Here is a 25,625-nt window from a genome sequence, read left to right on the forward strand (position 1 = left end):
CCGGCGGACGGAGCGAGTCCCGAGAAGGCGGCATACGAGACCACCGGGTGAGACGACGTCTCAGTTGCCCACAGGAAAGGGGCAGTTGTCCACAGCCCTTTGGGAGGGTTTTGGTGGCAAAACGCGTGATCCGCTCTGTGGAACCTGTGGACTAACCCCGACCCGCCGTAACCACCCTCGCCAGGGTCACCGTTCGCTCCGGCGCGCCAGATCGTTCATCGTCCGGGCCTGGAGTTCCCGCTCCGTCGCCGCCCGTACGAACTCCGCCACATGGTCGGCGCCCACCAGCTCCTGCACCGCCCGTACGGTCCCGGCCGGCAGCGCCACCGGCGAGGGCCCCGTCGGTCCCGGTACGCCGGCAGTCCCCAGGTGCCGCTGCAGGTGCCGGGTCGCGAACAGGCGCATTGCCCGTGCCAGCTCCGCGTCCACGGTCTGCTGGGCCAGCGGCCGCAGCCGCCGGACCATCGTCGCCGCCTCGGCCGCGTCCGCGTCCGTCGGCGGCACCTGCCCGAGGTACCGCGCGAAGACGTGCTCGGTGGTGAACTCCAGGAACCGCGAGGCGATGTGTTCCACCTGGCCGCGCAGCTCCCGCAGGTGCCCGGTGATCGCCGGCAGCGGCACCCCGGCCGCGTACAGCTCGGCGGCCACCGCCAGCTCCTGCGGGGAGGGCACCAGGAACTGGTCCGGGCGCCCCGGGATCCGCTCCAGTACCCCGAGCTCGCACGCCTCGTGCACCGCGTCGTCGTCGGGCCGGCCGCCGAACCGTTCGTTCAGCTCCTCCCGGCTGATCCGGGCCGCCTCCTCGTCGGTCCACGGCCCGTGCACCTCGGCGACCAGCCCCAGTACGCCGCCCAGACCGCGGCCCGCGTCCCAGGCCTCCAGCAGCTCCTTGATGGAGGCCAGGGTGTAGCCGCGGTCCAGCAGGTCCGCGATCTGGCGCAGCCGCGCCAGATGCGTGTCCCGGTAGACGTTGGAACGGCCCCGCCGCTCCGGCTTCGGCAGCAGACCACGGTCCTGGTACGCCCGGATCGTGCGCACCGTCGCCCCGCTGTGGTGCGCCAGATCCTCGATCCGGTACTCGGCTACCGCCTGATCGGTCAATCCCGGCTCCCTACGACATCGCGGCTCGGCCGACCGCGCCCGCCGCGGCGCGGGCGGCAGGTGAAGCCGCAAGGTACTCGACCGCCCTGCGCAGCGAGCCCTCCTGCGAGGGATGGTACGACCGCCGGAAGTAGCGGGGTATGGCCGCGGCGAGCTCTCTCCACGTGGGCAGCAGTCCCTTGGCCACCGCGTGGTTGTGCCCACGGAGCGAGTAGCGCAGCCGACCGCCCAGTTCGGGGTCGTTGCGTATGAGGTACGAAGCCCCCCACACCCACAGCCATGCCAGTACGGGCGCGACCACGACCATGCCCTCGACGCGCCGCACGTAGCGGGGCAGACCCGCTCCCCCGCAGTGCTGGTACATGTCGAAGGCGACGGAGCGGTGCTCCACCTCCTCCGCGCCGTGCCAGCGCAGCAGATCCAGCATGATCTCGTCCGCCCCGGCCCGGTCGAGCCCCTCGGCACGCAGCACCCAGTCCCCGAGCACCGCCGTGAACTGCTCGATCGCGGCCACCACGGCCAATCGGAAGCGCAGCCACTCCTGGGCCGTGACGGGTACCCCGAACGGCGGTGCCTCTCCGAGCAGTTTCTCGAAGAGGAAGTCCACGTGCCGTGTGTACGCCTCCGTCGGCAGCCGCTGCTCGGCGAGGTGGTCCAGTACGTAGGAGTGCTGCACGCTGTGCGTGGCCTCCTGGCCCATGAACCCCTTGACGTCACTGCGCAGCTCGGGGTCGGTGACCAGGGGCAGGCCCTCCTTGAGAACCTTCACGAACCACCGCTCCCCGGCGGGCAGCAGCAGGTGCAGCACGTTGATGACGTGGGTGGCCGTGGGCTCGTCCGGTATCCAGTGCAGTGGGGTGCCCGCCCAGTCGAAGGCCACCCGGCGCGGGTTGATCGGGTGCGGACCGGTCGGCTGCTCGCCGAACCGGTGCGCGGCCCCGCTCACAGTTTCGGCTCCAGCCTCGCGATGCGCCGCAGCGCGCGCGGGGCGAAGCGGGACATCCACAGGGCGCCCTTGGACTCCACGGTCACGGGCACGACGGCCTCGTTGCGCACCACGGCCCGCAGGATCGCCTCGGCGACCTTCTCCGGCGGGAAGTTGCGCAGCCCGTACAGCCGCGAGGAGCGTTCCTGACGGCGCTTCTCCTCGGCCTCGTCCACGCCGGCGAAGCGCGAGGTCGCAGTGATGTTGGTATTGACGATGCCCGGGCAGATCGCGGAGACGCCGATCGACTGGGAGGCCAGCTCGGCGCGCAGGCACTCCGACAGCATCAGCACGGCCGCCTTCGAGGTGCTGTAGGCGGGCAGGGTCCTGGAGGGCAGGTAGGCGGCGGCGGAAGCGGTGTTGACGATGTGCCCGCCCTGGCCGCGCTCGGCCATCTGCTTGCCGAAGATCCGGCAGCCGTGGATGACGCCCCAGAGGTTGACGTCCAGGACTTTCTTCCAGTCCTCGGTGGTGGTGTCGAGGAAGGACCCGGACAGGCCGATCCCGGCGTTGTTGACCAGGACGTCGACGATTCCGTACTCGGCGGCGACCTTCGCCGCGAGCTTCTCCATCGCCTGCTCGTCGCTGACGTCCACGCACTCGGCCCAGGCCTCGGCGGCGCCGACGAGCCGGGCCATGTCGGCGGTGCGCGCCGCGCCTTCGGCGTCGCGGTCGACGGCCACCACCCGGGCCCCGGCCTCGGCGAAGGCGAAGGCGGTGGCCCGGCCGATGCCACTGGCCGCGCCGGTGACCAGGACCAGCTGGCCCCCGAATCGGTCGGCGTACTTGCCGGGGGCCTTCTGCTCGGGCGCCCGCGTCGCGGGGTCCTCCCGGTCGGTGACGAACTCGGTGATCCAGGCGGCCAGCTGGTCGGGCCGGGTCCGGGGCACCCAGTGCTTGGCGGGCAGGGTCCTGCGCAGCAGGTCCGGCGCCCACTGCTCCAGACCGTCGTAGAGCCGCTCGGACAGGAAGGCGTCCCCGGTCGGGGTGATCAGCTGCACCGGTACGTGGGCGTACGCGTCGGGGCGCGGCCGGCGCAGCCGCGGCCGCACGTTGTCGCGGTACAGCCAGGCGCCGTTCGCCGCGTCCGAGGGCAGCGAGGCCGTCGGGTAGGAGCCGGCCGGAACCTTCTCGATGCGCTGGAGCATCGCGGGCCACCGCTTGCCGAGCGGTCCGCGCCAGGCGAGCTCCGGCAGCACGGGGGTGTGCAGCATGTAGACGTACCAGGACTTGGCGCCCTGGCCGAGGAGCTGCGCCGCCGCGCGCGGGGTCGGCCGCGCCATCCGCTTCTTGATCCAGTGCCCGAAGTGGTCGAGGGAGGGCCCCGACATCGAGGTGAAGGAGGCGATCCGGCCCTCGGTGCGGGCGACCGTCGCGAATTCCCAGCCCTGTACGGAGCCCCAGTCGTGGCCGACCAGGTGCACCGGCCGGTCCGGGCTGACCGCGTCCGCCACCGCCAGGAAGTCGTCGGTCAGCTTCTCCAGGGTGAAACCGCCGCGCAGCGGCTGCGGCGCGGTGGAGCGCCCGTGGCCGCGTACGTCGTAGAGCACCACGTGGAAGCGCGTCGCGAGACGCTCGGCGACCTCGGACCAGACCTCCTTGCTGTCCGGGTAGCCGTGCACCAGCAGCACGGTCGGCCGGTCCGTCTCACCGAGCTCGACGACGCACAGCTCGACCCCGCCGGTGCTCACCCGGCGCTCGCGCGCACCCGTCAGACCTACCGCTCCTGCTCCGCTCATGCCGCTCATGCTGCCTTCTCCTCGGCCCAGCGCCGCACGTGCGGCAGATCGTCGTCCAGCCAGAACGCGCTCTCCTCGGGATCCCGGGAGTCGGTGACGACCAGGATCTCCTCGAACTTCGCGCCGGTACCCCGGAACCCGAGGTGCGGTTCCACCGCCCACAGACCGGGCTGCGGCGGATGGTCGGAGAAGTGGTAGGGGCTCCACAGCGGGGACCAGCCCTCGCGGTGTCCGTGCAGAACGTCACTGGCCAGCCCCTTGAGGGACTGCGTGCCGAATCCGAACGCGGTCGGCGACCAGCGCCGCTCCCTGACCCGGTCGATCTTGTGCGCGATCACGCCGAAGGGATAGGCCCGGTGCCGGTTGGCGTACCCCTGCCGGGTCATCAGCCGTTCGACGTTCTCGTAGATCTCGCGCAGCGAGCGGCCTTCGCGCACCTGCTCCAGGATCAGTACGCGGTGCGCCTGGAGGTCGGACATGAGCCGGTCCTGCACCGGATTGAGCCCGAGGCTGCCCGAGTACCCGATGTCCGCCGAGTAGCCCTTGTAGACCGGCGCCATGTCGAGGATGAAGGGCATCCCCGGCTCCAGCTTCCGGTTGGTCGGGAAGAACTGCAGCGGGATCCTGAAGTTCGCGAAGGCGGTGCGGTCCCCGAACCAGGCGAAGGGCAGGTGGAACCAGTCCCGGACCCCGCGCTCGCGCAGCCACTCCCGCTGCATGCGTGCGGCCTCGCGCTCGGTCACCCCGGGCCGCAACTGCGCCGCGACCGCCTCGGCGCACTCGTACGAGAGGCGCTGTACCTCTCTGAACCCGCTCAGGTCCGCGGCGGGTCGTGCGGAGAGTCGTCGCGCGGTGCGTTGCCTGGTGTCCCCAGCCATGTCAGCCCGTCCATCCGTGTAGCCGTACGCGCACGTAAGTTGACACTGATGAATGTGACAATGACCGGAGATCACGTCAAGGGTCGTGCACGGACCTGTGGACAAAGTTGTCGGGTCCACATCAGCCTCCAGTACGGGCATGTACGCCTGAAGGCTGAGACGGGATCCAGCTCCAGGTCTGACGTTTCACGCCGGCCGCGCCACTAACGTCGAACCCGTGACTGTCATCGCGACCGAAAGCCTGAGCAAGCGGTACCCCCGAGTGACCGCCCTCGACCGGCTCTCCCTGGACATCGGGCCTGGTGTGACCGGCCTCGTGGGTGCCAACGGAGCCGGCAAGTCCACGCTGATCAAGATTCTGCTGGGACTGTCCCCCGCCACCGAGGGCAGCGCCGCCGTGCTCGGCCTCGACGTCCGCACGCATGGCAGCGCCATCCGTGAACGCGTCGGGTACATGCCCGAGCACGACTGCCTGCCACCCGACGTCTCGGCCACCGAGTTCGTCGTCCACATGGCGCGCATGTCCGGGCTGCCGCCGACCGCGGCCCGTGAGCGCACCGCCGACACCCTGCGCCACGTCGGGCTGTACGAGGAGCGCTACCGCCCCATCGGCGGCTACTCCACCGGCATGAAGCAGCGCGTCAAGCTCGCCCAGGCCCTCGTCCACGACCCCCAGCTGGTCCTTCTCGACGAGCCGACCAACGGCCTGGACCCGGTCGGCCGCGACGAGATGCTCGGCCTGATCCGCCGCATCTACACGGACTTCGGCATCTCCGTCCTGGTCACCTCCCACCTCCTCGGTGAGCTGGAGCGGACCTGCGACCACGTCGTGGTCGTCGACGGCGGCAAGCTGCTGCGCTCCAGCTCCACCAGCGACTTCACCCAGATCACCACGACCCTCGCGGTCGAGGTCACCGACTCCGACACCCACCCGGACGGCACCGCCGCCCTGCGCAAGGCGCTCACCGAGGCCGGCGTCACCCTGCACGTCGGAGAGGAGCAGGGCCTGCCCGGAGCCGGCCACATCCTCCTCGTCGAGGCCACGGGCGAGGAGACGTACGACACCGTCCGCGACACCGTCGCGGACCTGGGCATCGGCCTGGTCCGCATGGAGCAGCGCCGACACCACATCGCGGAGGTCTTCCGCGACAACGACCAGCCCTCGCCCACCGTCCAGCAGAAGGGAGCCGGTTCCGATGGCGCCTGACACCTCGACCCAGATCCACAACATCGGCTACCGGTCCTACGACGGACCCCGGCTCGGCCGCGCCTACGCCCGCAAGTCGCTGTTCTCGCAGTCCCTGCGCGGCGCCTACGGACTCGGCCGCTCCGCGAAGTCCAAGGTCCTCCCGATGCTCCTCTTCGCGGTGATGTGCGTGCCCGCGTTGATCATCGTCGCGGTCGCCATCGCGGTACCGGGCTCCACCGACCTGCCGATCAAGTACACGACGTACGCCCTGACCACCCAGGTGATCATCGGCCTCTTCCTCGCGTCCCAGGCTCCGCAGTCGGTCTCGCGCGACCTGCGCTTCAAGACGGTGCCGCTCTACTTCTCGCGGCCCATCGAGCGCGTCGACTACGTCGTGGCCAAGTACGCGGCCATGGCCTCGGCCCTGTTCATCCTCACCGCGACCCCGCTGCTGATCATGTGGATCGGCTCGCTCCTGGCGAAGTTCGACTTCTCCCACCAGACCAAGGGATTCGGGCAGGGACTCGTGTCGGTTCTGCTGCTGTCGCTGCTCTTCGCGGGCCTCGGCCTGGTCATGGCCGCGCTCACCCCGCGCCGCGGGTTCGGCGTCGCCGCGATCATCGCGGTGCTCCTGATCCCGTTCGGCGCGGTCACCGCGGTCCAGGGGATCTCCTACAGCACCGGGAACACCGGGGCCATCGAGTGGATGGGCCTGTTCTCCCCGATCACCCTCATCGACGGCGTACAGACCGCGTTCCTGGGCGCGACCTCCGCCTTCCCCGGCGGCGAGGGTCCCTCGGCCGGCGTCGGCGTCTTCTACCTGCTCGTCGCCCTCGGCCTCATCGTCGGCTCCTACGCCGCCCTGATGGCCCGCTACCGGAAGGCCGGGCTGTGACCACCATCGACATCGACCACACCTCCCGCTGGTTCGGGAACGTCGTCGCCGTCAACGACGTGACCATGAAGATCGGACCCGGTGTCACCGGGCTGCTGGGTCCCAACGGCGCCGGGAAGTCCACCCTCATCAACATGATGGGCGGCTTCCTCGCCCCCTCCACGGGCACCGTCACCCTCGACGGCGCGCCGATCTGGCAGAACGAGCAGGTCTACAAGCAGATCGGTGTCGTGCCCGAGCGCGAGGCCATGTACGACTTCCTCACGGGCCGGGAGTTCGTCGTCGCCAACGCCGAACTCCACGGCCTCGACGACGCGGCAGCCCAGCGGGCGCTCGCCACCGTCGAGATGGAGTACGCCCAGGACCGCAAGATCTCCACGTACTCCAAGGGCATGCGCCAGCGCGTGAAGATGGCCTCGGCCCTCGTCCACGATCCGGCCGTCCTGCTCCTCGACGAGCCGTTCAACGGCATGGACCCGCGCCAGCGCATGCAGCTCATGGACCTGCTGCGGCGCATGGGCGACGCGGGACGCACCGTCCTGTTCTCCTCCCACATCCTGGAGGAGGTCGAGCAGCTCGCCTCGCACATCGAGGTGGTCGTGGCCGGCCGGCACGCCGCTTCCGGCGACTTCCGCAAGATCCGCCGCCTGATGACGGACCGCCCGCACCGCTACCTCATCCGTTCCACCGACGACCGGGTGCTCGCCGCGGCCCTGATCGCCGACCCCTCCACCGCGGGCATCGAGGTCGACCTCAAGGAAGGCGCGCTGCGCATCCAGGCCGTCGACTTCGGCCGCTTCACCGAGCTGCTGCCCCGCGTGGCCCGGGAACACGGCATCCGGCTGCTGACGGTCTCGCCCTCCGACGAGTCCCTCGAGTCGGTCTTCTCCTACCTCGTCGCGGCCTGAAAGGAGCTGGCACCCATGTACGAACCCACCGTTGCCCGGCTCACCTACCGGGCCCTGCTCGGCCGGCGCCGCGCGCTGATCCTTCTCGCGCTGCCCGCCCTGCTGATCGTCATCGCTCTCGTCGTCCGTGCCTTCGTCGGCGTGGACGACAAGGTCGCGGCCGACCTCCTCGGGGGCTTCGCCCTCGCCACCATGGTTCCGCTGATCGGTGTCATCGCCGGCACCGGAGCCATCGGGCCCGAGATCGACGACGGCTCCATCGTCTACCTGCTCGCCAAGCCGGTGAAGCGCCCGAAGATCATCATGACCAAGCTGATCGTGGCGATCGCCGTCACGATGGCCTTCTCCGCGATCCCCACCCTGATCGCCGGATTCATCCTCAACGGGAACGGCCAGCAGATCGCCGTCGCCTACACGATCGCCGCCCTCGTGGCCTCGATCGCCTACAGCGCGCTGTTCCTGCTGCTCGGCACCGTCAGCCGGCACGCGGTCGTCTTCGGCCTGGTCTACGCCCTGATCTGGGAGTCGCTCTTCGGCAGCCTGGTCTCCGGGGCCAAGACCCTCAGCGTCCAGCAGTGGGCCCTGTCCGTCGCCGAGAAGGTCGCCGGCAACGGGTACGTCGACGCCACCGTCGGCCTGCCCACCGCCGTGATCCTGCTCTGCGCGGTCACCGTCGGAGCCACCGTCTACGCAGGACAGAAGCTCCGCCGCCTCACCCTGGCCGGCGAGGAGTAGGTCCGCCGCGGAATCCGTGAACCTGTGCCCCGCCCGGCCCACCGGCCGGGCGGGGCACAGGTTCACGCGTCATCATCGGTGCATGGTCGAGCACACCGAGCCGGAGCCGTCCAGGCCACTGCGGTCCTGGATACGCTCCTCGCCCGGAACGCACATCTGGCTGCTGATCATCGCCATCACCAGCATCATCGTCGCGATCGCGCCCGACCAGGTCGACCGGGTCCTGCTGCACCGCAACAGCAGCAACATCACCCAGCTCGTCAAATACCCCGTCCGGGCGCTCGTCAGCAGCGGGTTCTGGATCGCCAACCCGGCCTCGCTGGCCCTCTACGCCGTGCTCTTCGAGCTGTTCCACGCTCCCGTCGAGCGCTGGCTCGGCACCCCGCGCTGGTTCCTGATCGTCGCGACCGCCCATGTCGTCGCCACCCTGGTCAGCCAGAAGGTCCTCCTGACGGCCATCCAGCACCACCGGGCCCCGCACAGCATGACCCACGTCGTCGACATCGGCGTCAGCTACGGTCTCGCGGCCTCCATCGGTGTCCTCACCTACCGGATGCCCGGCCCCTGGAAATGGCTCTACCTGGCGGGAGTACTCGCCTTCTTCGGGATCCCTCTGGTCACCGGCGGCACCTTCACGGACCTCGGGCACGCCATCGCGCTCGCCGTCGGCCTGCTCGCCTGGCCGCTCACCCGCAACGTTGTTTCACGTGAAACATGACGAGCAGCTCCGGAGCTCCACGGGCTCCACGGGTTCCTGGGGCGGGGGCGGCTAAGGGGTGTCCGTCTCCGTCTCCGTCTTCGCGATGCCGTGCTCCCACGCCCAGGCGGCGATGCCGACCCGGTTGCGGGCCCCCAGCTTGGCCTGGACGTTCGCGATGTGGGTCTTGGCCGTTCCCGCACTGATGAACAGCTCCGCGCCGATCTCCGCGTTGGTCAGACCGCGCGCCACCAGCTGCACGATGTCCACCTCCCGCTCCGTCAGCGGATGCGCCGCGGGGCGGGCGACCGGACCCGCCTGCGTCAGCCGGCTGAGCAGCCGCACCGTGATCTGCGGGCTGATCAGCGTGTCCCCGGCCATCGCCGCCCGCACGCCCTCGATCAGCAGCGCCGGCCCGGACCGCTTGAGCAGAAAGCCGCAGGCGCCGTTGCGCAGCGCGGTGTGCACGTACTCGTCCAGGTCGAAGGTGGTCACCACCACCACCCGCGTCTGCGGAGCCAGCAGCCGGGTCACCTCCAGCCCGTCGAGCCGCGGCATCCGGATGTCCGCCAGCACCACGTCCGGCCGCAGCTCCCGGGCCAGCGCCAGCGCGCTCTCGCCGTCCGCCGCCTCCCCCACCACGGTCATGTCCGGCTGCGAATCGAGGATCAGCCGGAAACCGCTGCGGATGTCCTCTTGGTCGTCGGCTATCAGGATGCGAGTGGTCACGCCGCCATGATCACCCGAGGGAGTGTCCCCGCGCCGGGAAAACGGCACAGACCCGCCACCCGCCGTCGGCGCTCGCCCCGGCCCGCAGCGTCCCGCCCGCCGCCTCCACCCTGCCGCGCAGACCGGCCAGCCCGGTTCCTCCGCCCCGCTTGCGCAGCCCCAGCAGTGCGCTCGGGCCCCGGGCCGGCGCCGAGTTGGCCACGCTGAGCTCGATTCCCTCCGCGGCCCGGTGCAGGCGCACCCGTACCACCGCCGCTCCCGGCGCGTGCCGGCGTACGTTCGTCAGGGCCTCCACCGCGACCCGGTACGCGGTGGTGTCCGCCTCCCGCGACAGCTCCCGGACGGCCGCCGGATCGGCCTCCAGCACCCCGCCCTCGAACCGCTCCACCAGCCCCGCGAGCTCCGAGGTCCCGGGGACCGAGGCGGACTGCGCGCCTGCCGCCTCCCGCAGGGCGTGCACCGTCCGGTCCATGGAGGCGAGCGCGCCCAGCCCCGCGGCCTCGATCCGCTCCAGTGCCCGGAGCGCGTGCTCGGGGTCCTTGTCCGCCACGAACCTGGCCGCCTGGGCCTGGACCACGATGGCGCTCACATCGTGCGCCACGAAGTCGTGGAGATCCCGCGCCAGTTCCAGCTGCTGATCACGTCGGCCGTCCCGGACGGCCTGCCGCATCTGGCTCGCCTGCCGGCGCAGATGGCCTCCGGCGGCCAGGGCCCCGAGCGCGGGCAACGCCCAGAACGCCACCGCCCCGCAGGCCTCCAGCCACGAGGCCTTCCCCCACATCAGCGGGACCGGCCACAGCGCGACGGCGGCCACGCCCAGCGAGGCCGCGACAGCCCCCGCGCGCAGGGGAGAGAAGCGCGCCACCAGAGCCAGCAGCGGCAGCAGCAGGCCGACCCAGAGCAATACCCACCCCGCCGGCACCCCCAGGAACGCGGCGAGGAGGCCGCCGACGGACCCGGCAATCAGTAACGGGGCATACAGCGCACGCGTGTTCACGGTCATGGGGCCGACCCTACGAGCGATCGCGGGGTCGGAGCATCTGCCGTTCGGCAGAGCCGGACCCCGCGGCGCCGCCACAGGCCTGCTGATCGGCCGATGGTCCCGGCAGGCCCGCCCGACCAGGCTTGAGTCGGCAACCAGCCCCTCCTGGACAGGACTTGGAAGATGACCCCCCGCACCGTCGTTCGCGCATCGCAGGCTCTGCCCGCAGTCTCGCCCGGGCTTCGCCGACTCGCCCGGATCACCACACTGACCGTGCTCCCCAGCTGTGCGTGGCGGCTCGCGATCGCGGCCGGTGTCCCCATGGGATGGGGCCCGGGCAGCGACCTGCACCACTCGTACTACCCGGGCCGCGAGTCCCTCGTCCTCATCTTCGTCAGCGTCCTGCAGGAGTGCCTGGGCCTGTTGAGCCTCGGTCTGGTCCAGCGGTGGGGCGAGGAACTGCCCCGCTGGGTTCCCTTGCTGGGCGGACGCCGCTTCCACCCCCTGGTGGCCGTCGTTCCCGCGGCGCTGGGCGCGATCGCAGTCACCGGTATCACGGTTCTCGGCGCCTCTACGTGGAGCGAGGTCAACGCGGCGAATCCCGATGCGCCCACCGGGCTCGCCGGCTGGATCTTCGACCTCTCCTACGTCCCCCTGTTGCTCTGGGGTCCGCTGCTGGGCGTTCTCACCGTCGCGTACTGGCGCCGCCGCCGGATGCACGGCTGATGCACGGAAATTCGCTGGTAAGCGACCTGCCCCAGGTGCAGAGTGAGTGGTGCGGGGAGCAACAAAAGGTCCGGGGAAGCCACTTCGAGCGCGCCTTCCGGCGCGGGCTTCCCCGGACCTCTCCCCCGTCGTACGCGCTACGCGGCGTCCAGCAGACGCTCCAGCACCACGGCGATGCCGTCCTCCTCGTTGGAGGTCGTCACCTCGTCGGCCACGGCCTTGAGCTCCGCATGGGCATTGGCCATCGCCACCCCGTGCGCGGCCCAGCCGAACATCGGGATGTCGTTGGGCATGTCACCGAAGGCGATCGTCTGCGCCGCCTTGACCCCCAGCCGGCGCGCGGCCAGCGACAGGCCCGTGGCCTTGGTCAGGCCCAGCGGCAGGATCTCGACGATGCCGGGACCGGCCATGACGATGTCGACCAGGCTGCCCACCGTCGCCCGGGCCACCTTGACCAGCGTGTCGTCGTCCAGCTCCGGGTGCTGGATGTAGAGCTTGTTCAGCGGAGCGGTCCAGAGCGCCTTGGTGTCGTCCAGGTATATGGCCGGAAGGCCTTCCTGCACCTGGTAACCGGGCCCGAACAGCACCTCGCCGTCCACCCCGTCCCGGCTGGCAGCCAGGGCCAGGGGGCCGATCTCGGCCTCCAGCTTCGACAGCGCCAGACCGGCGAGCTGCCGGTCCAGCGTCACCGAGGTCAGCAGCCGGTGCGCACCCGCGTCGTAGACCTGCGCGCCCTGCCCGCAGACGGCGATCCCCTTGTAGCCGAGATCGTCCAGTACGTGCCGGGTCCAGGGAACGGCCCGACCGGTGACGATGATGTGGGCCGCGCCCGCCGCGGTGGCCGCGACGAGCGCTTCACGGGTGCGTTCCGAGACGGTGTCGTCGCCACGCAGCAGCGTGCCGTCGAGATCGGTCGCGACGAGCTTGTACGGGAACGGGGCCGGGCTCACTTGGTGATCGGCTCCAGGACCTCGCGGCCGCCGAGGTAGGGGCGGAGCGCCTGGGGCACGCGCACCGAACCGTCGGCCTGCTGGTGGTTCTCGAGGATCGCGACGATCGTGCGCGGTACGGCGCACAGGGTGCCGTTCAGCGTGGACAGCGGCTGCGTCTTCTTGCCGTCGCGGTAGCGGATCGACAGACGGCGGGCCTGGAAGCTGTCGCAGTTCGAGGCCGAGGTCAGCTCGCGGTACTTGCCCTGGGTGGGGATCCACGCCTCGCAGTCGAACTTGCGGGAGGCGGAGGCGCCCAGGTCACCGGTGGCCACGTCGATCACCTGGAACGGCAGCTCCAGGCTGGTCAGCCACTGCTTCTCCCATTCCAGGAGCCGCTGGTGCTCGGCCTCGGCCTCCTCCGGCGCGACGTACGAGAACATCTCGACCTTGTCGAACTGGTGGACGCGGAAGATGCCGCGGGTGTCCTTGCCGTACGTACCGGCCTCGCGGCGGAAGCACGGGGAGAAGCCGGCGTACCGCAGCGGCAGCTTGTCGCCGTCGATGATCTCGTCCATGTGGTACGCGGCGAGCGGGACCTCGGAGGTGCCGACCAGGTAGTAGTCGTCCTTCTCCAGGTGGTACACGTTCTCGGCGGCCTGGCCGAGGAAGCCGGTGCCCTCCATGGCGCGCGGGCGGACCAGGGCGGGGGTCAGCATCGGGATGAAGCCGGCCTCGGTGGCCTGCGCGATCGCGGCGTTGACCAGCGCCAGCTCCAGCAGGGCGCCCACACCGGTCAGGTAGTAGAAGCGCGAGCCCGAGACCTTGGCACCGCGCTCGACATCGATGGCACCCAGGAGCTCGCCGAGCTCCAGGTGGTCCTTGGGCTCGAAGCCCTCGGCGGCGAAGTCGCGGATGGTGCCGTGCGTCTCCAGGACGGTGAAGTCCTCCTCGCCGCCGACCGGGACGTCCTCGTGGACGATGTTGCCGAGCTGGAGGAGAAGGCTCTTGGCGGCTTCGTCGGCCTCGTTCTGCTCGGCCTCGGCCGCCTTGACGTCCTGCTTGAGCTGCTCGGCCTTCTTCAGCAGATCCGCCCGCTCCTCCGGGGAGGCCTTCGGGATGAGCTTGCCGAGCGACTTCTGCTCATTGCGCAGGTCGTCGAAGCGCATGCCAGAGGACCTGCGGCGCTCGTCCGCGGAGAGCAGGGCGTCGACGAGCTCGACGTCCTCTCCACGAGCGCGCTGCGAGGCGCGGACACGGTCAGGGTCTTCACGGAGCAGCCGGAGGTCAATCACCCCTCCAGGCTACCGGGCTGGGGTTCCGGGGATCACACCGATATCACGCTGCGTGTCGCTATGTCCTAATTGCAACGAATGGATAAGTCTTGGCGACTGACCGGAAGTAGTCCTTCTCGGGGCGTCAATAAAAGCGGTCCCATTCGCCGAAAAGGGGCAGAATGCCGACGGCGGAGCAGGCTCTGAGCAGGGGCGGAGGGGGTTCTTGTCCACAGGAATTGTCCCCAGCCGGATCTTATCCACAGGCTGTGTGCTGCATCTGTGGACACAGGAATAGATCATTCCTGATCGGTGGGTGGTCAGGTCGAATCAGGGCTCAAACCACCCTCACACACTCATTCGGGTGGGAATGGCTCGCCCCAAAGAGTTGATCGGTGATGCGGAGGTGACACCGTTCACCTTCCGCTCCCCAGAGCGAAACCTGAGCCACCCGGACGATTTGTCGACCTTGTCGGGCTGTTCTGTCGACTTGTCCCCAGGTCCCCATCTCGGCCTGTGGATAACTCTGTGGACAGTGGACGACGCCCTACGCCCGACCGTCGAGGCAACGCCCCAGCCAGTCGGAAGCGGCCGTGAAGTCGCCGTCGGTGGTGCCGGCCCGAGGGGCGCGCACGTCACTCTGCGCAACACCGGCCCGCGGGTAGGACCCGAGGAAGCGGACCTGCGGGCACGTCCGCTTGAGCCCCATGAGCGCCTCGCTGACCCGCCGGTCGGAGATGTGGCCCTCGGCGTCCACCGCGAAGCAGTAGTTGCCGATGCCCTGTCCGGTCGGACGGGACTGGATCAACATCAGGTTCACCCCGCGGACCGCGAACTCCTGGAGGAGCTCCAGCAGCGCACCGGGGTGGTCGTCGCCGAGCCAGAGGACGACGGAGGTCTTGTCGGCGCCGGTCGGCGCGGCAGGCCGCGCGGGGCGTCCCACCAGCACGAAACGGGTCTCGGCGTTCTCCGCGTCGTGGATCTCGGTCACCAGCGGAACGAGTCCGTAGGTGGTGGCGGCGAACTCGCCCGCGAAGGCGGCGTCGAAGCGGCCCTCCTGGACCAGCCGGGCGCCGTCGGCGTTCGAGGCGGCCGACTCCCACATCGCGTCGGGCAGGTTCGCCCGCAGCCAGTTGCGCACCTGCGGCTGGGCGACCGGGTGCCCGGTGACGGTCTTGACGTCCGACAGGGCGGTCCCGGGCCGTACGAGCAGCGCGAAGGCGATCGGCAGCAGCACCTCGCGGTAGATCATCAGCGGTTCGCCCGAGGCCAGCTCGTCGAGGGTGGCGGTGACCCCGCCCTCCACCGAGTTCTCGATCGGGACCAGGGCAGCGGCCGCCTCGCCGTTGCGCACGGCGTCCAGGGCGGCCGGGACCGACACCATCGGGACGAGTTCCCGGGTCGCGGCTTCCGGCAGGGTGCGCAGGGCGGCCTCGGTGAAAGTGCCCTCGGGACCGAGATACGTGAAGCGGGTGGCTGACATGCGATCAGCCTAATGCCGGGGTGCCGCCCACCGGGTTGCTGTTCATCCTTCGAGCAGCCGCTGCCCCACGTACTCGTCGCTGCGGGGGCCGGGCGGAACCGCGTACAGGCCGCTGGACTCGTGCCGGATGAATTCCGACAGCGCGTCGCCGCGGTCGAGCTTGCGCTGGACGGGTACGAATCCGCGCAGCGGGTCGGCCTGCCAGCAGATGAAGAGGAGCCCGGCGTCGGGAGCGCCGTCCGCGCCGATCCCGTCGTGGAAGGAGAAGGGGCGCCGCAGCATGGCGGCCCCGCCGTTCTGCTCGGGGGCGGAGATCCGGGCGTGGGCGTTGGACGGGATGACGGGCGTGCCGTCGGCTCCGAGCTTGTCGAGCGCCATTTCGGTGGTCTCACCGCCACCCGTCAGGGGGGCGCCGGTGGCCTTGGTACGGCCGATGACCTGTTCCTGCTGGGCGAGGGACTGCTTGTCCCAGTCGTCGAGGAGCATGCGGATACGCCGGACCACGGCGTACGAGCCCCCGCCCATCCAGGCGTGCTCGGCCGGTCCGGGGCCCGCGGCGGGTACGAAGATCCGCTTGTCGAAGTCGGGCTCCGAGGGCTTCGGGTTGCCGGTGCCGTCGATCTGCCCCATCAGGTTGCGGGCGGTCATCGGGGTGCCGGTGGCGCCGGGAGACCGGTTGAAGCCGTTCATCTGCCAGCGGATGCGGGCGGCCTCCCCGGCGTCCTTCTGCAGGGCACGCAGGGCGTGGAAGGCCACGAGCCCGTCGTTGGCGCCGATCTGCACCCACAGGTCGCCGTGGCTGCGCCGGTCGTCGAGCCGGTCCGAGGAGAAGGCCGGCAGCGGGTCGAGGGCGGCGGGGCGGCGGGCGGTGAGGCCGGTGCGCTCGAAGAAGGAATGGCCGAAGCCGAAGGTGACGGTGAGGGACGACGGGCCGGCGTCGAGGGCGATCCCGCTGTCGGCGGTCGCGGCCGGCTCGCCCGCCATCAGCCGGCGAGCGGTCTCGGACCAGCGCCGCAGCAGCGCGGCGGCCTCCGTGCGGCCCGCTCCGGCGGCAAGGTCGAAGGCGACGAGGTGGCCCTTGGCCTGGAGCGGGTTGGTGATACCGGCCTGATGGTCCCCGTGGAAGGCCACCCTGGTGGCACCGAGGGAGGTCAGGCTTCCGGCCGCGCCCGAGGCGGAGCCGTTCCCGGGGCCCGTGAGCGCGGAGTGCGCGAGGGCGCCGCCGGTGCCTCCCAGGGCGATCCCGACGGCGCCTGCGGCGCTGACGGTGCCCAGCAGCCTGCGCCGGGAGATCTCGATGTCGGGGTTGCTCTCGGTCACGCTGGTCAGCCGATCTTCACGGTCTTCTGGACGGTGGTCTGGTCGATGTCGGAGGTACGGACGGTCACGTCGATGCGCCATTCACCGGCGAGCGGCAGCTGAACCCCGGACGCGGTCCAGTGCCCGGGCGCCGCCTGCTCGGGGACGAGCGGCAGGGGGCCGATGTCCTTGGCGGGAAGCGTGAAGGCCACCTTGATCTCGGGAAGGTCGAGCGGCGTGCCGTCCGCGGAGTCGGACCAGAGGTGCAGGGTGTTGGCGCCGACCCGTCCGGGATCGAGTTCGAGCCGGACGGACCCCTTGCCGTTCGGGCCGCCGGTGTCGAACGGCAGGGTGATCTTGACGGCGCGATCGGGGACGGCGGTGGAGCTGGAGCCGCGGCCCGTCTCCTGCTCCGCGGCCCGTCCGGGCTCGGTGCTGGTGAGCACGGTGGTGACGGCGAGCAGGATCACGGCGATGGCAGCCTCGGCGAGAACGGAGCGCCGCAGACCGGCACGGTCCGGGTCCGCGTCGCGTACCTGCTTCTCCCGGGCGCTCTCACGGGCGGCACGCTGCCGGGCGAGCTGGGCGGCGCGCTGCGGGTCCGCTGGGACGGTCACGGCCTCTGTTTCACGTGAAACATCGGCGCCGGTGACCTCCGATCCGTCGTCCGACGCTGTTTCACGTGAAACAGCGACCGAGGCCTGCCCGGCGACTGCCCCACGGGCAACGGGGACGTCGGCGAGCCGTCCGGTCCACTTGCGGGAGACGAAGGCAATGCCGAGGAGTACGGCGACAAGGGCGACCTTCAGGAGCAGCAGCTGCCCGTAGTCGGTGCCTGTGAGAGCGGACCAGCTGCCGAGCTGGCGCCAGGACTGGTAAACGCCGGTGACGGCGAGCACCAGGACGCTGACGAAGGCGACGGTGGAGAAGCGCCGGACAGCCGCGCGTTCGATCCCGGGAACCTTGTGGAGGGCGACCAGCAGCGCGGCGAGACCACCGAGCCAGGTGGCCACGGCCATCAGGTGCAGGATGTCGGCCGGCATGGCTATACCGGGCTGGATACCGGTGGAGGCGTGCTCGGAGAGAGCCCAGGTGGCGGCGATACCGCCGGCGACGACAGCGCCGCCCATGGCCAGACCGAAGGTGAGATCGCTGGTGCCGTCCGGCTTTCCGGCCTCTTCAGTTCCGTCGGACGCGTCGGACGCTTCCGTGTCCCCGGTCCGGTACCCGTCCGACTCGTCGGGTCCGCCGCCCGCCACGCGGCGCGCGTACACGCCGAGGAGGACGGCGACGAAGAGGGCGGCCGCACCCAGCAGGAGCAGCCGGGAGACCAGCGAGGCTCCGGTCTTGGTCTCCAGCACGGCCCGGAGCCCGTCGAGGTCGAAGACGTCGGAGAAGTTGCCGGAGCCCGTGTACGGGGTCCGGAGCACCAGCATCGCGAGGGTGGCGGCGGTCAGGGTGACCCAGGCGCGCACGACCAGCTTCTGCAGCGACCGCTCGGCGGCACCCCGGCGCCAGCACAGCAGGATGAAGGCGGCGCCACCCACGAGCACGGTGAACCCGGCGTAGGAGAGGTAGCGGGCGATCCCGTAGGCGATCCCCACGGGGCCGCCGCCCGCCTGCGCGGTGGGGAGGGAGACGTCGGTGGCCGAGGGCGCCCCGATGGAGAAGGTGAAGGCGCCCGAGATCGGATGGCTGTCGGCCGACACGGCCTGCCAGGCGACCGTGTAGGTGCCGTTCGGCAGGCCGGTGTGCAGCGCGGTGCCGTACCGCACGGTGTTGCCGCTGCACATGTCGCGCAGCTCGCCGGTGTCCACGCGCTTGCCCTGGGGGTCCAGGACGCGGATGGAGTCGTCACCCATGGCCACCTGCTCCGAGAAGGACAGGGTGACCTGGGCGGGGGCCGTGGCGACCACCGCCCCGTCCTTGGGGTCGCTCGCGGTGAGTGCGGCGTGCGCCGTGGCCGGGGAGGCCGCGGTGAACAGGGTTGCCAGCAGAGCTGCGAGGACCAGCGCGAGCCGTGGCAGGAGTGCCGTGGCACGGGCGCGGGCCGTGGAGGGGGCGGGGGCGGTGGCCGTCATGGCGTGTCAGTTCCTCGGTCCGTCAGTGGCCGTTGCCGGCCGTAGAGGTCGGAGCCTGCGCGTTGTACGTCCGGTCCTTCACGTCCAGCTCGACCTTGACCGGGCCGGCCTTCTCGAAGCGGAGCTCGACGGTGACCTTGTCACCGACCTTGGGGGTGTTCTTGAGCCCCATGAACATGATGTGGTTGCCGCCGCGCTCCAGCCGCAGCTCGCCGTTGGCCGGCACGTCCATCGACTGGACCTGCTGCATCTTCTGGTCCTTGGTCTCGTGGATCTGGAGATCGTCGGAGAGCGGGGAGGTGGCGCCGGTGAGCTTGTCGGCGGCCCCGGAGCCGTTCTTGATGACCAGGAACCCGCCGGCCATCTTGTCGTTCACGGGCTGGGGCATGAAGGCGCCGCTGACGGTCATCTTCGGCTCGGACTCGTCGGAGCCGGAGCAGCCGGATATGGCGAGTGCTGCCGTCAGGGAGAGGGCGACGGCGAGGGTGCGGGTGGTGCGGGCGTTCACGGGTTCTCTCCCTTGACGAGCTTCGGCAGGTCCTTGGCGTAGTCGTCGACGGTGGTGCCCTCGCCGTAGAGGACGTAGCCCTCGTCGGTCTTGGGCGAGAACGCGATGACCTGGGCGCCGTGCATGGAGATGACGTTGCCGTTGGCGTCCTTCGTGGCGGCGTCGATGCCGATGCCGAGCGTGCGGGCCGCGGCCTGGATGGTCGCGAAGTCCCCGGTGAGTCCGACGAAGGAGGGGTCCTGCGCCTTGAGCCACGCGCCGAGGGACTCGGGAGTGTCCCTCTCGGGGTCCGTGGTGACGAAGACGACCCGCAGGTTGTCCTGGTCGGCCTGGGGGAGCGCCTTCTTGGCGACGGCGATGTTGCTCATCGTCAGCGGGCACACGTCGGGGCAGTGGGTGTAGCCGAAGTAGATGAGGGTCGGCTTGCCCTTGGTCTGCTCGCGCAGGTTCCACGGCTTGCCGGTGGTGTCCGTGAGGACGAGTTCGGGCTTGCCGAAGGGGCGGTCCAGCACGGTCGCGGCCTTGGCGTTGTTCTGGCCGCCGGAGATCTGGGTGACGCCGCTCGTCTTGGCGGGTTCACCGCCGCAGGCGGTGAGCGTGAGTGCGGCCGCCGCGAGCAGCGCGGCGACCGTCACACGTGTGGTGCGCATGGAGAAATGTCCCTGGGATCGGGGGGTGCTACGGACGTATCGGTGCGACTGCGCCCATCGGGCGCGTCAGGTCAGGCGGAGCGGCGGCGCGAGGCGATGCCGAAGGCGACGCCACCGAGTCCGACGACGATGCCGGCGATGCCGAGGACGCGCGCGGTGGTGTCGGAGCCGTGCTCGGAGGCGGCCTTGTCGTGGCCGTGCTCGGCGTCCTTGTCGGCGTTCTTCGCCCCGTCGGCCTTGGCACCGCTGTCGTGGTGGTCGTCCCCCTTGGGGGCGGTCAGCTTCAGGACGGGTGCGGGGTTCTGCGGCTCCGCTGCGCCTTCCTTGGCCTCCTCGATCCAGCGGACGACCTCACCGTTGTCGTACGTCTGGATGGACTTGAAGACCATCTGGTCGGCGTTCTCGGGCAGCTTGCCCACGGAGAGCGGGAACTGCTGGAACTTCCCGGGCTCGATCTTGCCGCCGGACCAGGTCACCTTGGTGACGGCCTCGTTGATCTGCTTGCCGTGCACCGTCAGCGGCGTGGCGAGCTTGCTCTTCTCGACCGTCACGGTCCAGCCGGGAACGTCCTGCGGCATCACGGAGCTGAGCGGCTGGTCGACCGGGAAGTTGACCTCCAGCTGGGTGGTCGACGCATTGTCCCGCTCGTTGGGGACCTTGAAGTTGAGCGTCGCGTAGCCGCCCTTGGCGGCCTCGCCGACGGGCTGCACGCCGACGTGGGCGAAGGCAGGGCCGGAGAGGAGGAGGACGGAACCGGCGGCGATGGCGGCGGCGATGGAGACGCGAGAGGTCTTCATGGCAGGAACACTCCACGGAAGCAGTGATGGCGGTGCTCCGCGCACGGGCGCGCGCGGAGATTTCGCGGCACCCGTGCCCCCGATCAGTGTCGGGAAGGAGGTTGCCGCGTCAGGCTGCGAGGGTGAGCGCCACGGGCGGCCCGCGCCGGATCACCGTGTGCTGGAGTGCTTCCCGGCCGGTCGAGAGGGCGGGATCCGACCCGGTCCGCAGGGCCCGCGGGGTACGGGCCGCCGTACCCGGGAGCCCGGCGCCGAGGGCGCGTACGAACGCCAGCGCGGCGCGCAGCGGCCGGATCGGGGCCGCTTCGGCGGAACGCCGGGACAGCTCGACGAGTCGGAAGAGTGCGGCGTCCCCGCGGCCGAGCAGCCAGCCCGCGGCGAGAGCGGCCAGCAGGTGACCGGCCAGCATGGCCGGGCTGAACAGACCGGTCGCGGGTGCGGTGGTGACGGCCTGGGCCACATGGGCGTGTGCGCCGTGCCCCTGCGCCACGACCTGTGCGACCTGCCCGGCCTGTCCCGCCTGCTCGGCGAGGGCGGCCGGGTCCAGGCCTGCGGCCTCCAGGATCTGCCGGGCATCGGCCTGGCTGAGCGGTACGGAGTTGCCCCCGCAGACCAGCCGTGCGGCGAGCTCCGCGAGCGGGACGTCGGCGGCGTCGGCCGGTGCCTGCGCGGCTGCGGCGCCGTGCTGGCCGACGCCGAACAGCGCGTGCAGGCCGAGCTGTCCGGCGGCGAGCGCGGCGGCGAGGCCCGGCAGGCTGCGCCGGCGTCCGGCGAGCGGGGCGGCGACCGCGAAGACGGCGAGGAAGCCGAGGCAGAGGGACCACCAGGGCACGGTCGCGCAGGATGCCAGGGCGTGCCCGGTCGCGGACAGCACGACACAGACCGCGGTGAACACCGCGGCCCGAATCAGCCGGAGGCCGGCTCCGGCGTGCGTCGCGTGGGGGTCAGACATGGCCGGGTCATCATCGCACTGCCCCTGGACCCTTCATACGGCAGGTCCGGAAGGTCCGCATGAGTCCTCTCTGCACGGAGCATCCGGGTCCGCCGCATACACCGCTCCTCGGGAAAGTCACATCGGCCGAATGGGCGTATTGACGTCTCGGACGGTCGCAGGGCGCTTACGCCCCCTCGCGGGCGGCAATAGGTAACCGTATGAGCATCTGGTGGTCTCTCCACTTGAGGCGCGAAGCCGCGAGCGTGCCGCTCGCCAGGCGACTGCTGCTGGGGACTATGGAGACCGCGGGGGTGGATCCGGACATCTCCTTCGATCTCTCGGTGGCGCTGAGCGAGGCGTGTGCGAACGCGGTGGAGCATGGCGGAGGTGGCGAAATCCCGGACGATGCCGAGGCGTACCACGTCACGGCCTATCTGGACGGGGACCGCTGCCGCATCGAGGTGACCGACTCCGGTCCGGGGTTCCCGCCCGCGACGGTGGCCCGCCGCAGACCCTCCCTGGCCGAACACGGCCGGGGCCTGCACCTGATCGCCGAGCTCGCCGACCACGTCCGCTTCCGCAACCGGCCGGGCCGGGGCGCCGTGGTGAGCTTCGACAAGATGCTGAAGTGGCGCGACGACGCGCTGCTGAAGGTGTCGTAGGAACGCCGATGGGCGGGACCCCGTACGGGATCCCGCCCACCGATGTACGACGCGCGGACGTCAGCCCTTCAGGGCGGCCATCCAGGCTTCGACGTCGCCGGAGGTACGGGGCAGTCCGGCCGACAGGTTCCGGTTGCCGTCCTCGGTGACGAGGATGTCGTCCTCGATCCGGACGCCGATGCCGCGGTACTCCTCGGGCACGGTCAGGTCGTCGGCCTGGAAGTACAGTCCGGGCTCGACCGTCAGGCACATGCCCGGCTCCAGCGTCCCGTCGACGTACGCCTCGCGGCGGGCGGCGGCGCAGTCGTGGACGTCCATGCCGAGCATGTGACCGGTGCCGTGCAGGGTCCAGCGGCGCTGCAGGCCCAGCTCCAGGACCCGCTCGACCGGTCCCTCCAGCAGGCCCCACTCGACGAGCTTCTCGGCCAGCACGTGCTGGGAGGCGTCGTGGAAGTCGCGGAACTTGGCACCCGGCTTCACCGCGGCGATGCCGGCTTCCTGGGACTCGTACACGGCGTCGTAGATCTTGCGCTGGATGTCGCTGTACGTGCCGTTGATGGGCAGCGTGCGCGTGACGTCGGCGGTGTAGAGGCTGTGGGTCTCCACACCGGCGTCGAGCAGCAGCAGGTCGCCGGAGCGGACGTCGCCGTCGTTGCGGACCCAGTGCAGGGTGCAGGCGTGCGGGCCGGCGGCGCAGATGGAGCCGTAGCCGATGTCGTTGCCCTCGACGCGGGCGCGCAGGAAGAAGGTGCCCTCGATGTAGCGCTCGGACGTGGCCTCGGCCTTGTCCAGGACCTTCACGACGTCCTCGAAGCCGCGGACGGTCGAGTCCACGGCCTTCTGCAGCTCGCCGATCTCGAAGGAGTCCTTCACGGCGCGGGCCTCGGAGAGGTAGACGCGCAGCTCCTCGTCGCGCTCCTTGGTCACCTTGTCGGTGAGGGCGGACTCGATGACCGTGTCGTGTCCGCGCACGACGCGGACCGGGCCCTCGGCCTCGGTGAGGGCCTCGGCGAGCTCGCGGACGTCCTTCGCGGGGATGCCCAGGAGCTGCTCGGCCTCGGCGAGGGAGTGGCGGCGGCCGACCCACAGCTCGCCCTGGCCGGACAGCCAGAACTCGCCGTTCTCCCGGTCGGAGCGCGGCAGCAGGTAGATCGTGGCGGTGTGCCCGTTCGGCCCGGTGGGCTCCAGGACCAGGACGCCGTTCTCGGTCTGGTCGCCCGTGAGGTAGGCGTACTCGGTCGAGGCGCGGAAGGGGTACTCGGTGTCGTTCGAGCGGGTCTTCAGACGGCCCGCGGGGACGACGAGGCGCTCGCCCGGGAAGCGCCTCGACAGCGCGTCGCGGCGGGCGAGGGTGTGCGTGGCCTGGGCGATCGGCTCCAGTCCGTGCAGCTCGGTGTCGGCCCAGCCGGTGCGCATGTTCTCTGCGAGTTCGTCGCTGACGCCCGGGTACAGACCGTTCTTGCGCTGCTTGTGCGTCTTCTTGGGCTGCTCTTCTTCCGGGGTCTCCGGGGTGAGCTCGTCAGCCACGTCTTCTCCTCAGCTACGACGGTACGGACCTGGGTGTGGACCGTATCCATCGTATGCGTGTACGGAGAGGGCTGTTCTGAATCGTGCCGTCCGTCACGATTCGGAACATGCTGCGGGCATCATTCGAAGCGGGCGGCGAGCAGCACGATGTCCTCGGGGGCCTCGGTCGGCTCCCCGCCGGGCAGTACGGTCCGCAGGATGTGCTCGCACAGGGCCGCCGGGTCGTCGCGGGCGCTGCGGGGTGCCCCCGCGGCCGCGGCGTGGAGCCGGGCGTAGGCCCTGTCCATCGGGTCGCCCGTGTGGTGGAGCAACCCGTCGGTGTAGAGAAGCACCGTTTCTCCGGGAGCAGGTTCGATCTCCACGCTCGGCGCCTCCCAGCAGGACAGCATGCCGAGCGGCGCGGAGAGCGAGGTCTCCACGTACTCGGTGCGGTGCTCGCCGATCAACAGCGGCGGGGTGTGCCCGGCACCAGCCAGGATGATCTTGCTGCCGCGGCCTCCCGACTGCGACCCCGCGGTGGGCTCGCAGTAGGCGAAGAGCGCGGTGGCGGAGCGGGCGGGCTCGGTCAGGCGCAGCAACAGCTCGAGGTCGGACAGGACCGCTACGGGGTCCTCGCCCTCCATGACGGCGTAGGCGCGCAGCGATGCGCGCAGCCGGCCCATCGCGGCGACGGCGCTCGGCCCGGATCCGGTGACGGAGCCGACGGCCAGCCCCAGGGCCCCCTCGGGCAGCGGCAGCGCGTCGTACCAGTCGCCGCCGCCGCGCGGTCCCGCGTGGTGGCGGGCCGCGAGCTGTACCCCGGGGATCCGCGGGAGCCGGCTCGGCAGGAGTTCCTCGGCGACGGTGGCCAGGTGGGAGCGGGAGCGCTCCACCTCCAGCATCCGGGCCAGGTGCTCGGCGGCGTGCCGCACGTACAGCCCGGCGAGGTCGCGCTGGCGGTCGCTCGGCTCGGCCTGCTCGTCGTAGAGCCAGACGGCCGCGCCGAGCCGGCCGGTGGCCTCGGCGGTCAGGGGGAGCGCGTAGCTGGCGGCGTAGCCGAGGCGGGCGGCGACCTCCCGGTGGCGTGGGTCGACAGGGGCGGCGAACCCCCCGGTGCCGGGGGGCGCGTCCGGTTCGGGGAGGAACTCGGAGCCGCCCTGGGCGTCGGGCAGACCGTCGAGGATCCGCCCGTAGGAGGTGGCGCTGCGCGGCACGGTCTCGATGTGGCCGAGCTCCGCGTGGCCGAGCCCGAGGCCGATCGTGCTGGTCGGGCCGAGTCCGTCGGAGGGTTCCAGGACGATCAGGCCGCGGCGGGCGCCGACGAGCGAGGCGCCGGCGCGCAGGAACTCGCGCAGGGATGTGTCGAGGTCAGTGGCGCGGGCGAGGCGCTCGGTGAGCTCGTGCAGGGTGGTGAGATCCGAGACCATGCCCGCCAGGCGGTCCTGGATGACACTGCCCGGGCCGGGCGGAGGGGCCGGTGCGGGGGTGGTCCGGGCGGGCGTGGGCGCCGCAGTGTGCGGTGACACGGTGACTGCTGGATCGATTCCAGCCACTTTCGGCAGATGCGGGGCGCTCATGGCGTCCGCCTTTCCACCTGGTGCGATTCGCCGAATAGCATCGCAAACCCCCAGACCGTGCTGCGCCGCCATCAAGGAATCCACATCTACACGCACACGTGGATGCATGTCCAGCATTGCCCAGGTGGGAATCCTGGTGTCCGTGGGACGGCAACTCACCGTCGAGCCAAGGCTAGAACTTGGCCGGAAAAAGCTGGAAGCAGTCGGTTTTTGCGATCGACTGAGCGGGCTCCTCAGGGGGTCGGGTACGTACTCGTAGATGCCCGGGGGCAGTTGGCGCCGCCGGGAACCGCTCGGCACGGGCCGTCGTCCTTAGCGGCGGCACCCGGACGCGGCGGTCGGCGCGGGTCGCGCTCCACCC

Annotated in this window: 24 protein-coding genes; 7 read left to right on the forward strand and 17 right to left on the reverse strand. The window is 70.8% G+C overall.

The features are described 5' to 3' along the window. Window positions 1-186 precede the first annotated feature (186 nt). The 4 genes from B6R96_RS18450 to B6R96_RS18465 are packed head-to-tail and all read right to left on the reverse strand — an operon-like array spanning window position 187 to window position 4,703. Entirely contained in the window at window positions 187-1,101 is a 915-nt protein-coding gene (locus B6R96_RS18450) for a MerR family transcriptional regulator (protein ID WP_052870593.1), read from the reverse strand. Window positions 1,102-1,111: 10 nt separating this feature from the next. Next, window positions 1,112-2,047: a metal-dependent hydrolase gene (locus B6R96_RS18455; RefSeq protein WP_081522984.1), complete on the reverse strand. Its 936-nt coding sequence runs from the start codon at window positions 2,045-2,047 to the stop codon at window positions 1,112-1,114. Then, window positions 2,044-3,834, reverse strand: a complete 1,791-nt coding sequence (locus B6R96_RS18460) for an SDR family oxidoreductase (RefSeq protein WP_237291451.1) — start codon at window positions 3,832-3,834, stop codon at window positions 2,044-2,046. Before B6R96_RS18460 ends, B6R96_RS18455 begins: the two co-directional genes overlap by 4 nt. After that, entirely contained in the window at window positions 3,831-4,703 is an 873-nt protein-coding gene (locus B6R96_RS18465; protein WP_051778837.1) for a M24 family metallopeptidase, read from the reverse strand. The genes B6R96_RS18460 and B6R96_RS18465 overlap by 4 nt, the downstream gene beginning before the upstream one ends. A gap of 217 nt (window positions 4,704-4,920) precedes the next feature. On the opposite strand from B6R96_RS18465, the gene B6R96_RS18470 reads away from it, so the two are divergent. From B6R96_RS18470 to B6R96_RS18490, 5 genes are all read left to right on the forward strand, one after another. Then, window positions 4,921-5,910, forward strand: a complete 990-nt coding sequence (locus tag B6R96_RS18470; RefSeq protein WP_078971750.1) for an ABC transporter ATP-binding protein — start codon at window positions 4,921-4,923, stop codon at window positions 5,908-5,910. Further along, the gene (locus tag B6R96_RS18475) at window positions 5,900-6,787 is read left to right on the forward strand and encodes an ABC transporter permease (protein WP_053167505.1); all 888 of its coding nucleotides are present in this window, start codon (window positions 5,900-5,902) and stop codon (window positions 6,785-6,787) included. Before B6R96_RS18470 ends, B6R96_RS18475 begins: the two co-directional genes overlap by 11 nt. Further along, a complete protein-coding gene (locus tag B6R96_RS18480; protein ID WP_030383983.1) occupies window positions 6,784-7,695 on the forward strand; it encodes an ABC transporter ATP-binding protein in 912 nt (303 codons plus the stop codon). The genes B6R96_RS18475 and B6R96_RS18480 overlap by 4 nt, the downstream gene beginning before the upstream one ends. Window positions 7,696-7,710: 15 nt before the next feature. After that, window positions 7,711-8,430 carry an ABC transporter permease gene (locus tag B6R96_RS18485; protein ID WP_030383984.1) on the forward strand — a complete coding sequence of 240 codons (720 nt, stop codon included), beginning with the start codon at window positions 7,711-7,713 and terminating at the stop codon, window positions 8,428-8,430. An 82-nt stretch (window positions 8,431-8,512) separates the two neighbouring features. Then, window positions 8,513-9,148, forward strand: a complete 636-nt coding sequence (locus B6R96_RS18490; protein ID WP_053701262.1) for a rhomboid-like protein — start codon at window positions 8,513-8,515, stop codon at window positions 9,146-9,148. A 51-nt stretch (window positions 9,149-9,199) separates the two neighbouring features. Here B6R96_RS18490 and B6R96_RS18495 read toward each other — a convergent pair whose 3' ends face one another. Both B6R96_RS18495 and B6R96_RS18500 read right to left on the reverse strand, forming a co-directional pair. Continuing rightward, on the reverse strand, window positions 9,200-9,856 hold the full coding sequence (locus B6R96_RS18495) for a response regulator (RefSeq protein WP_081522985.1): 657 nt from the start codon (window positions 9,854-9,856) through the stop codon (window positions 9,200-9,202). A gap of 10 nt (window positions 9,857-9,866) precedes the next feature. Beyond that, window positions 9,867-10,859, reverse strand: coding sequence for a sensor histidine kinase (locus tag B6R96_RS18500; protein ID WP_081522986.1), 993 nt, complete (start codon window positions 10,857-10,859; stop codon window positions 9,867-9,869). Between the two features lie 162 nt (window positions 10,860-11,021). Between B6R96_RS18500 and B6R96_RS18505 the strand changes: the two genes are divergently transcribed. Beyond that, window positions 11,022-11,564 (forward strand): hypothetical protein, encoded by a 543-nt coding sequence (locus B6R96_RS18505; protein WP_159396340.1) that lies wholly within the window; start codon window positions 11,022-11,024, stop codon window positions 11,562-11,564. A 137-nt stretch (window positions 11,565-11,701) separates the two neighbouring features. Here B6R96_RS18505 and B6R96_RS18510 read toward each other — a convergent pair whose 3' ends face one another. The 9 genes from B6R96_RS18510 to B6R96_RS18550 all read right to left on the reverse strand — a co-directional run bounded on the left by B6R96_RS18510 (window position 11,702) and on the right by B6R96_RS18550 (window position 21,537). Further along, window positions 11,702-12,514: an HAD family hydrolase gene (locus tag B6R96_RS18510; RefSeq protein WP_053701264.1), complete on the reverse strand. Its 813-nt coding sequence runs from the start codon at window positions 12,512-12,514 to the stop codon at window positions 11,702-11,704. Further along, complete coding sequence (serS, locus tag B6R96_RS18515) at window positions 12,511-13,788, reverse strand: serine--tRNA ligase (RefSeq protein ID WP_081522987.1); 1,278 nt, start codon at window positions 13,786-13,788, stop codon at window positions 12,511-12,513. Before serS ends, B6R96_RS18510 begins: the two co-directional genes overlap by 4 nt. 526 nt (window positions 13,789-14,314) lie before the next feature. Beyond that, a complete protein-coding gene (gene pheA / locus B6R96_RS18520) occupies window positions 14,315-15,250 on the reverse strand; it encodes a prephenate dehydratase (protein WP_053167514.1) in 936 nt (311 codons plus the stop codon). Between the two features lie 42 nt (window positions 15,251-15,292). Continuing rightward, window positions 15,293-16,651: an iron uptake transporter deferrochelatase/peroxidase subunit gene (gene efeB, locus B6R96_RS18525; protein ID WP_081522988.1), complete on the reverse strand. Its 1,359-nt coding sequence runs from the start codon at window positions 16,649-16,651 to the stop codon at window positions 15,293-15,295. Next, on the reverse strand, window positions 16,576-18,630 hold the full coding sequence (locus tag B6R96_RS18530) for a copper resistance CopC/CopD family protein (RefSeq protein WP_081522989.1): 2,055 nt from the start codon (window positions 18,628-18,630) through the stop codon (window positions 16,576-16,578). Before B6R96_RS18530 ends, efeB begins: the two co-directional genes overlap by 76 nt. Before the next feature lie 22 nt (window positions 18,631-18,652). Next, window positions 18,653-19,138, reverse strand: a complete 486-nt coding sequence (locus B6R96_RS18535; protein ID WP_030383994.1) for a copper chaperone PCu(A)C — start codon at window positions 19,136-19,138, stop codon at window positions 18,653-18,655. Continuing rightward, window positions 19,135-19,788, reverse strand: coding sequence for an SCO family protein (locus tag B6R96_RS18540; RefSeq protein ID WP_053701269.1), 654 nt, complete (start codon window positions 19,786-19,788; stop codon window positions 19,135-19,137). Before B6R96_RS18540 ends, B6R96_RS18535 begins: the two co-directional genes overlap by 4 nt. Before the next feature lie 71 nt (window positions 19,789-19,859). After that, a complete protein-coding gene (locus B6R96_RS18545; RefSeq protein ID WP_081522990.1) occupies window positions 19,860-20,585 on the reverse strand; it encodes a YcnI family copper-binding membrane protein in 726 nt (241 codons plus the stop codon). 109 nt (window positions 20,586-20,694) lie between these two features. Next, the gene (locus B6R96_RS18550) at window positions 20,695-21,537 is read right to left on the reverse strand and encodes a hypothetical protein (protein WP_081522991.1); all 843 of its coding nucleotides are present in this window, start codon (window positions 21,535-21,537) and stop codon (window positions 20,695-20,697) included. Between the two features lie 200 nt (window positions 21,538-21,737). On the opposite strand from B6R96_RS18550, the gene B6R96_RS18555 reads away from it, so the two are divergent. Further along, complete coding sequence (locus B6R96_RS18555) at window positions 21,738-22,181, forward strand: ATP-binding protein (RefSeq protein WP_030383998.1); 444 nt, start codon at window positions 21,738-21,740, stop codon at window positions 22,179-22,181. Between the two features lie 60 nt (window positions 22,182-22,241). Here the strand turns inward: B6R96_RS18555 and B6R96_RS18560 are convergent, their stop codons facing one another. Next, window positions 22,242-23,708: an aminopeptidase P family protein gene (locus B6R96_RS18560; protein ID WP_053701272.1), complete on the reverse strand. Its 1,467-nt coding sequence runs from the start codon at window positions 23,706-23,708 to the stop codon at window positions 22,242-22,244. Window positions 23,709-23,827: 119 nt separating this feature from the next. Next, a complete protein-coding gene (locus B6R96_RS18565) occupies window positions 23,828-25,381 on the reverse strand; it encodes a PP2C family protein-serine/threonine phosphatase (protein WP_078971752.1) in 1,554 nt (517 codons plus the stop codon). Window positions 25,382-25,625 lie beyond the last annotated feature (244 nt).

This window comes from Streptomyces sp. Sge12 (assembly GCF_002080455.1).
Taxonomy (GTDB): Bacteria; Actinomycetota; Actinomycetes; order Streptomycetales; family Streptomycetaceae; genus Streptomyces.

What these genes read in the sequence shown, in the direction of transcription:
- B6R96_RS18460 (WP_237291451.1), bottom strand. Translation starts at nt 3,834, where the DNA reads ATGAGCGGCATGAGCGGAGCAGGAGCGGTAGGTCTGACGGGTGCGCGC.
- pheA (WP_053167514.1), bottom strand. Translation starts at nt 15,250, where the DNA reads ATGTCAGCCACCCGCTTCACGTATCTCGGTCCCGAGGGCACTTTCACC.
- B6R96_RS18565 (WP_078971752.1), bottom strand. Translation starts at nt 25,381, where the DNA reads ATGCTGGACATGCATCCACGTGTGCGTGTAGATGTGGATTCCTTGATG.
- B6R96_RS18505 (WP_159396340.1), top strand. Translation starts at nt 11,022, where the DNA reads ATGACCCCCCGCACCGTCGTTCGCGCATCGCAGGCTCTGCCCGCAGTC.
- B6R96_RS18485 (WP_030383984.1), top strand. Translation starts at nt 7,711, where the DNA reads ATGTACGAACCCACCGTTGCCCGGCTCACCTACCGGGCCCTGCTCGGC.
- B6R96_RS18500 (WP_081522986.1), bottom strand. Translation starts at nt 10,859, where the DNA reads ATGACCGTGAACACGCGTGCGCTGTATGCCCCGTTACTGATTGCCGGG.
- efeB (WP_081522988.1), bottom strand. Translation starts at nt 16,651, where the DNA reads ATGGCGCATCGACGTGACCGTCCGTACCTCCGACATCGACCAGACCAC.
- B6R96_RS18540 (WP_053701269.1), bottom strand. Translation starts at nt 19,788, where the DNA reads ATGCGCACCACACGTGTGACGGTCGCCGCGCTGCTCGCGGCGGCCGCA.
- B6R96_RS18550 (WP_081522991.1), bottom strand. Translation starts at nt 21,537, where the DNA reads ATGTCTGACCCCCACGCGACGCACGCCGGAGCCGGCCTCCGGCTGATT.
- B6R96_RS18475 (WP_053167505.1), top strand. Translation starts at nt 5,900, where the DNA reads ATGGCGCCTGACACCTCGACCCAGATCCACAACATCGGCTACCGGTCC.
- B6R96_RS18465 (WP_051778837.1), bottom strand. Translation starts at nt 4,703, where the DNA reads ATGGCTGGGGACACCAGGCAACGCACCGCGCGACGACTCTCCGCACGA.
- B6R96_RS18545 (WP_081522990.1), bottom strand. Translation starts at nt 20,585, where the DNA reads ATGAAGACCTCTCGCGTCTCCATCGCCGCCGCCATCGCCGCCGGTTCC.
- B6R96_RS18530 (WP_081522989.1), bottom strand. Translation starts at nt 18,630, where the DNA reads ATGACGGCCACCGCCCCCGCCCCCTCCACGGCCCGCGCCCGTGCCACG.
- B6R96_RS18490 (WP_053701262.1), top strand. Translation starts at nt 8,513, where the DNA reads ATGGTCGAGCACACCGAGCCGGAGCCGTCCAGGCCACTGCGGTCCTGG.
- B6R96_RS18555 (WP_030383998.1), top strand. Translation starts at nt 21,738, where the DNA reads ATGAGCATCTGGTGGTCTCTCCACTTGAGGCGCGAAGCCGCGAGCGTG.